This is a genomic window from Dyella sp., from assembly GCF_035486915.1.
GTDB lineage: Bacteria > Pseudomonadota > Gammaproteobacteria > Xanthomonadales > Rhodanobacteraceae > Dyella_B.
In genome coordinates this window covers 1-5,416 of sequence record NZ_DATHMR010000109.1, presented here as the reverse complement: position 1 = coordinate 5,416, position 5,416 = coordinate 1, and the positions used below count along the sequence as shown (strand labels likewise).

6 protein-coding genes are annotated in these 5,416 nt (G+C 59.2%); 4 read left to right on the top strand and 2 right to left on the bottom strand.

Annotated features, from left to right (window positions below):
* From VK725_RS08810 to folK, 3 genes are all read left to right on the top strand, one after another.
* On the top strand, positions 1-568 hold a 568-nt coding region (locus VK725_RS08810; RefSeq protein WP_414648474.1), incomplete at its 5' end, for a tRNA (adenosine(37)-N6)-threonylcarbamoyltransferase complex transferase subunit TsaD.
* A 32-nt stretch (positions 569-600) separates the two neighbouring features.
* Entirely contained in the window at positions 601-960 is a 360-nt protein-coding gene (gene folB, locus VK725_RS08805) for a dihydroneopterin aldolase (RefSeq protein WP_325317689.1), read from the top strand.
* The gene (folK, locus tag VK725_RS08800) at positions 960-1,442 is read left to right on the top strand and encodes a 2-amino-4-hydroxy-6-hydroxymethyldihydropteridine diphosphokinase (RefSeq protein ID WP_325317688.1); all 483 of its coding nucleotides are present in this window, start codon (positions 960-962) and stop codon (positions 1,440-1,442) included. Before folB ends, folK begins: the two co-directional genes overlap by 1 nt.
* Before the next feature lie 10 nt (positions 1,443-1,452).
* On the opposite strand, the gene VK725_RS08795 is transcribed toward folK, so the two are convergent.
* Both VK725_RS08795 and VK725_RS08790 read right to left on the bottom strand, forming a co-directional pair.
* Positions 1,453-2,199, bottom strand: coding sequence for a pteridine reductase (locus VK725_RS08795; RefSeq protein ID WP_325317687.1), 747 nt, complete (start codon positions 2,197-2,199; stop codon positions 1,453-1,455).
* 60 nt (positions 2,200-2,259) lie between these two features.
* Positions 2,260-2,946: a hypothetical protein gene (locus tag VK725_RS08790; RefSeq protein WP_325317686.1), complete on the bottom strand. Its 687-nt coding sequence runs from the start codon at positions 2,944-2,946 to the stop codon at positions 2,260-2,262.
* A 189-nt stretch (positions 2,947-3,135) separates the two neighbouring features.
* On the opposite strand from VK725_RS08790, the gene VK725_RS08785 reads away from it, so the two are divergent.
* On the top strand, positions 3,136-5,364 hold the full coding sequence (locus tag VK725_RS08785) for a TonB-dependent receptor (protein WP_325317685.1): 2,229 nt from the start codon (positions 3,136-3,138) through the stop codon (positions 5,362-5,364).
* Positions 5,365-5,416 lie beyond the last annotated feature (52 nt).

The following is a 5,416-nucleotide window of genomic DNA, read 5'->3' as shown; positions in this document are numbered from 1 at the left end:
TTACCGGATTCTTGGCGATACGCTGGACGATGCCGCCGGCGAGGCCTTCGACAAGACAGCAAAATTGATGGGCCTGCCGTATCCCGGCGGTCCGGCGCTGGCCGCGTTGGCCGGAAGCGGCCGGCCGGGTGCGTTTCGTTTCTCGCGCCCGATGACGGATCGTCCCGGTCTGGATTTCAGTTTTTCCGGCCTGAAGACGCAGGTGCTGTTGGCGTGGCAGCAATCGGATAAGAGCGAGCAGACGCGCGCCGATATCGCGCGTGCGTTTGAAGAAGCCATTGTCGATACGCTGCTGATCAAATGCCGGCGCGCGCTGGCGCAAACCAACACGAAACGACTGGTTATCGCCGGCGGCGTCGGCGCCAACCGCCGCTTGCGCGAAGAACTGGCCGCCACGGGTGCCAAAGACGGATTCCGAACCTATTTCCCGCGCTTGCAGTTCTGCACCGACAACGGCGCGATGATCGCGCTGGCCGGCGCCATTCGACTTGCGCACGGACAACACCAGGACGAAACCGTGCAGGTGTTTCCGCGTTGGGATTTGCAGACACTTCCTCCCGCTGCTTGATCGCATTACACGCTTCGCGGAACCTTGCACGTATGGATATCGTTTTTATCGAAGATTTGCGCATCGACACCGTCATCGGCATTTACGACTGGGAGCGTCGTGTGCGTCAGACTCTGTCGCTCGACATCGAAATGGCCTTCGACAACACCGTGCCGGCCGCGTCGGACGACATCAAGGACACGCTCAATTACAAAGAAGTGTCCAAGCGTTTGATGACCTACGTCAGTGAATCGAGCTTTGGTCTGGTGGAAACGCTTGCCGAGCGTTGCGCCGGCATCGTCCGCGAGGAATTTGGCGTGACGTGGGTGCGCTTGAAACTTTCCAAGCCTGGGGCGGTGCGCGGTGCGAAGGCCGTTGGTGTTTGCATCGAGCGCGGTAAGCGGCCTGGCTGATGGCGCGCGTTTACCTAAGTCTGGGCTCCAATGTGGAGCCGGTTCGTTATCTACGCGTGGCGCTCGATGCGTTGCGCGGACGTTTCGGTGCGCTGGATATCTCGCCCGCGTATCGAAGTGCAGCGGTTGGATTTGATGGGGCCGACTTCATCAATCTCGCGGTGAGTTTGGATACGGATCTGTCGCCCGAAGCGCTCAACGATTGGCTGCACGCGCTGGAAGACCGCAACGGTCGCCGTCGCGATGTGCCGCGTTATGCCGATCGCACGCTCGACGTGGATATCGTGCTTTACGACGATCTGGTGACGCAGGGGCCAGGACATCTGGATATCCCGCGCAAAGAGCTGAAGCACGCCTTCGTGCTCAAGCCGATCACCGACATTGCGCCACAACTGCGGCATCCCGTGAATGGACGCACGATGGCGGAGTTGTGGGCGGAGTTTCCCGCCGAAAGCGAGCCGCTGGTTGTCGAGTCGCTTTAATCGCGCTCGTTCAAATCGAGATACTGCGGCCACCGTCGACGCGAATGATCTGTCCGGTGACAAACGGCGCATCGCGCAACAGCCATAGCACCGTGGCAGCAACGTCTTCCGGTGTACCGGCGCGTCCGAGCGGTGTGCGCGCCATCATGGCTTGCTGATCGTCGTAGGACTTGCCGTCGCTTGGCCACATCACCGCGCCCGGTGCGACACCGTTGACGCGCACATCGGGAGCGAGATCGAGCGCGAGTGTGCGCGTCATGGCGGCGAGCGCACCTTTGGCCATGACGTAGATCGGATAATTGGCGATCGAGCGTTCCGCGTAGATATCCACGAGATTCACAATCGCGCCGTGGGCAGCGCGTAAAGCGGGCAACGCTGCTTGCGTGAGAAAGAACGGCGCCTGGGCATTCGATGCAAACAGATTATTCCATTGCTCGATGCTGGCCTTGTCGATCGGCGTGTCGTAAAACGCCGAAGCGTTGTTGATCAGCGCATCCAATCGACCGTAGCGAGCAAGCGTGGCATCAATGAGTTGCGGCAAGCGTTGCGTATCGGCGAGTTCGGCTTGCAATACCAGCACACTGCCTGCGCGCTGTTGAGAGAGTTCGGCTGCGAGCGCTTCCGCTTCGGTAATCGAATGGCGGCAGTGCAGCGCAAGATCGTAGCCGGACGCATGCAGGGTGCGCGCAATCACTGCGCCGACGCGTTTGGCACCACCGGTAATCAGCGCCACCGGGCGCTCGTTGAACGAACTCATGCAATGGCTCCGGCACGAAAGCGACGACGGCGCGCAGCTTGACGCAAACGCAAGGCTGCGTCACCCGTTCAGTCGGATGGTTTGAACTTCCTGCGATGCCGAAATGATGGGCATGCTCTCATCAGCGGTTTCGATCTGGCTCTTCAACATGGCAATTGTGGTGGCAGCGACTTTACGCGTGTCGTAATACGCGTAACCGCCCACGCCAATGGCACCGATGATCGGCATCCAGCGCGAGAGACCTTCGCCCAGCGCACGTTGCGTCATCTTCACGCCAATCTGCTTGGCTACGCGTTCGATGACGCTGTAGGACACGCGTCGGAAAATAAGGCGATCGCCAAGTCGCACCACCAGATCGCGAAAAGCCTGTGCCGAGGTGTGTCGGAATAGGCACCACAGCATTTGCTCGCGTCCCAACTCGGCATGCTTGCCGTAAGCGGCGGCGATATCGCTGACCATCTGCGCCTGGATTTTCCAGATAGCGATCAGCTCCGGGAGGATGGTGAGCCAACCGAGCGGCCCGGGCGGCAGCGCCAGCGTGCCGGCGGTGAGCGCGGCACGTTTGGCGGCGCTATGCGCAAGCTGACGGGCCTTCGTTTCCGGATCGGTGGCGCTGTGCACCTTGCTGTCCGGAATCTGGCTGACGAAATCGAGAATGGCACGCGTGACGCGGTTGCTGGTGTCGTCCTGGCCGACCACGGCGGGCAGGTTGGTCGTGCCGGACTTGATCTGACTGGGCTCGGTCATGCCGTGCTCCTTTGAGGATCGCTTAGGGATCATAGACCCCACCCGGCGACCTCCAGATGAACTTGCGAACCCAATGGATACGCAACGATCAGCGGTGGGTATGACTTCTGGTACGGGCGCGCCGCGGTTATAGAAATGTTATAACATATCGAACTCACCGCCCGATCCCCGTTCGACCGGAACCCACGCATGAAATTGACCCCGCTTGCCATAGGTCTAGGCCTCGCGCTGTACGCCGTAACCAGTTACGCCAGCACGACAACCACAACGACACCCACTGCGGCGCCAGCCAACGCGCCATCCACCGCAGCCGCGCCTGCAGACAGCGTGGCCGATGACACCACGACAGACGATTCGACCGACAGCGGTGGCAATCGCAACAAGCGTTCCAAGGTGAAACAGCTGGGTGCCGTGAACGTCAACGCAGCGCTGGATCAGGCGCGCAATTCGCTCTCGCCGGATACAGGCAGCAGCCAGTACGTGATCACGGCCCAAGATATCCAGGCGTTGCCGCTGGGCGCCTCCACGCCGATGAATCAGGTGATCTTGCAGGCGCCGGGCGTGGTGCAGGATTCCTACGGTCAGCTGCATGTGCGTGGCGATCACGCCAACCTGCAATACCGCATCAACGGCATCATGATTCCGGAGTCGATTTCGGGCTTCGGGCAGACACTCGATCCGCGCACGATCCAGAGCGTCACGCTTCTGGACGGCGCGTTGCCCGCACAATACGGCGAACGCACCGCCGCCGTGGTGGACATCACGACAAAAACCGGTTCGGATCTGGGCAATGGCGGCACCGTGGGTATTACCGGTGGTTCGTTCGGTACGCTCAATCCGTTCGCGTCGTTCTGGGGCAGTAGTGGCAAGTGGAGTTATTTCTTCACCGGCAACTATCTGGAAAACAACGTCGGCATCGAGAACCCGACGGCAAGCCGCACCCCGATCCACGATCGCACCAATCAGGTCAAGGCGTTTGGCGACGTGTCTTACCTGATCAACAACGACACGCGCCTGAGCGTGATGTTCGGCGTCACCAACAACCGCTTCCAGATTCCAAACAACCCGGGCAAGACGCCGCAGTTCGGCTATCTGGATATCACCAATTTCAACTCCGCGAATTTGGACGAGCGGCAGGACGAACAGACGCGTTTTGCGAACATCGCCTTGCAGGGTAAGTTTGGCGAAACCGCTTATCAGATCTCGGTGGGCCAGCGTTACAGCGCGCTGCAGTACTACCCTGACGACATCGGCGATCTGATGTTCAACGGCGTGGCGGGGCAGATCAATCAGGGCGATCGTGCGACGACCTTGCAGGCCGACTTCTCGATGCCATGGGCGAGCGACCACACGCTGCGCTACGGTTTGTACAGTGAGTTCGATCGCGCCTATACCAACACCGCTTCGCTGGTTTTCCCGGCCAATGCAGCAGGCGAGCAGACCAGCACCGTGCCCTTGGGCATCTTTACCAGCGATCGTATTCTTGCCAAAACGGATGCGGCGTATATCCAGGACGAGTGGAACATCAGCGACAATTGGACACTGAACTATGGTCTGCGCGGCGATCGTTACGAAGCGTTCCGCGAAGAGAGTCAGCTGAGCCCACGCGTTGGTGTGGTCTGGCAGGCGACCGAAAGCACCACCGTGCATGCCGGCTATTCGCGTTATTTCACGCCACCGCAGACTGAACTGATTTCCAGCGAAGATCTTGCCGTCTTCGCCAATACCACCAATGCGGTGAAGAACTACGGTAACAATACACCGCTGACGGAACGTTCCAATTACTACGATCTGGGCGTTTCGCAAAACATCGGGTCGTCATGGACGATTGGTCTGGATAACTACTACCGCCAGGTAAGCCGTTTGCAGGATGAAGGCCAGTTCGGTACGGCGTTGATCTATTCCACCTTCAATTACAAATACGGCAAGGTGCGCGGTAACGAGTTCAGCGTCAACTACAACAACGGCCCGATCACCGCGTATTTCAACTTCTCGTTCAATCGTGCGATGGGCAAGGACGTGATCACCAGCCAGTACAACTTCGGTCCGGACGAACTGGCCTATATCGCAGACAACTTTATTCACCTCGATCACGACCAGAAGTACACATCGTCGGGCGGTATCAACTACGCGATCGACGACAGCACCAAAGTGGGCACCGATTTTCTGTTCGGCAGCGGCTTGCGTGAAGACGGCCTGACACCGAATGGCTTGTCATTGCCGGATTACTTCCAGCTCAACCTGGATGTGTCGCACGACTTCAACTTCGACAGCTTTGGCAAGTTGCACACGTCGTTGGCGCTGATCAATGCACTGGACCGCGTGTATGAGCTGCGCAGTGGTACGGGTGTGGGCGTGGGTGCGCCGCAGTTTGGGCCGCGTCGTGGTGTGTATTTGACGTTGTCGAAAGATTTCTGATGAGCGAATGCGATTGATCTTGCCATCCATCGCATAGGACATTCCTTCTCCC

What these genes read in the sequence shown, in the direction of transcription:
- folB (WP_325317689.1), top strand. Translation starts at nt 601, where the DNA reads ATGGATATCGTTTTTATCGAAGATTTGCGCATCGACACCGTCATCGGC.
- folK (WP_325317688.1), top strand. Translation starts at nt 960, where the DNA reads ATGGCGCGCGTTTACCTAAGTCTGGGCTCCAATGTGGAGCCGGTTCGT.
- VK725_RS08795 (WP_325317687.1), bottom strand. Translation starts at nt 2,199, where the DNA reads ATGAGTTCGTTCAACGAGCGCCCGGTGGCGCTGATTACCGGTGGTGCC.
- VK725_RS08790 (WP_325317686.1), bottom strand. Translation starts at nt 2,946, where the DNA reads ATGACCGAGCCCAGTCAGATCAAGTCCGGCACGACCAACCTGCCCGCC.
- VK725_RS08785 (WP_325317685.1), top strand. Translation starts at nt 3,136, where the DNA reads ATGAAATTGACCCCGCTTGCCATAGGTCTAGGCCTCGCGCTGTACGCC.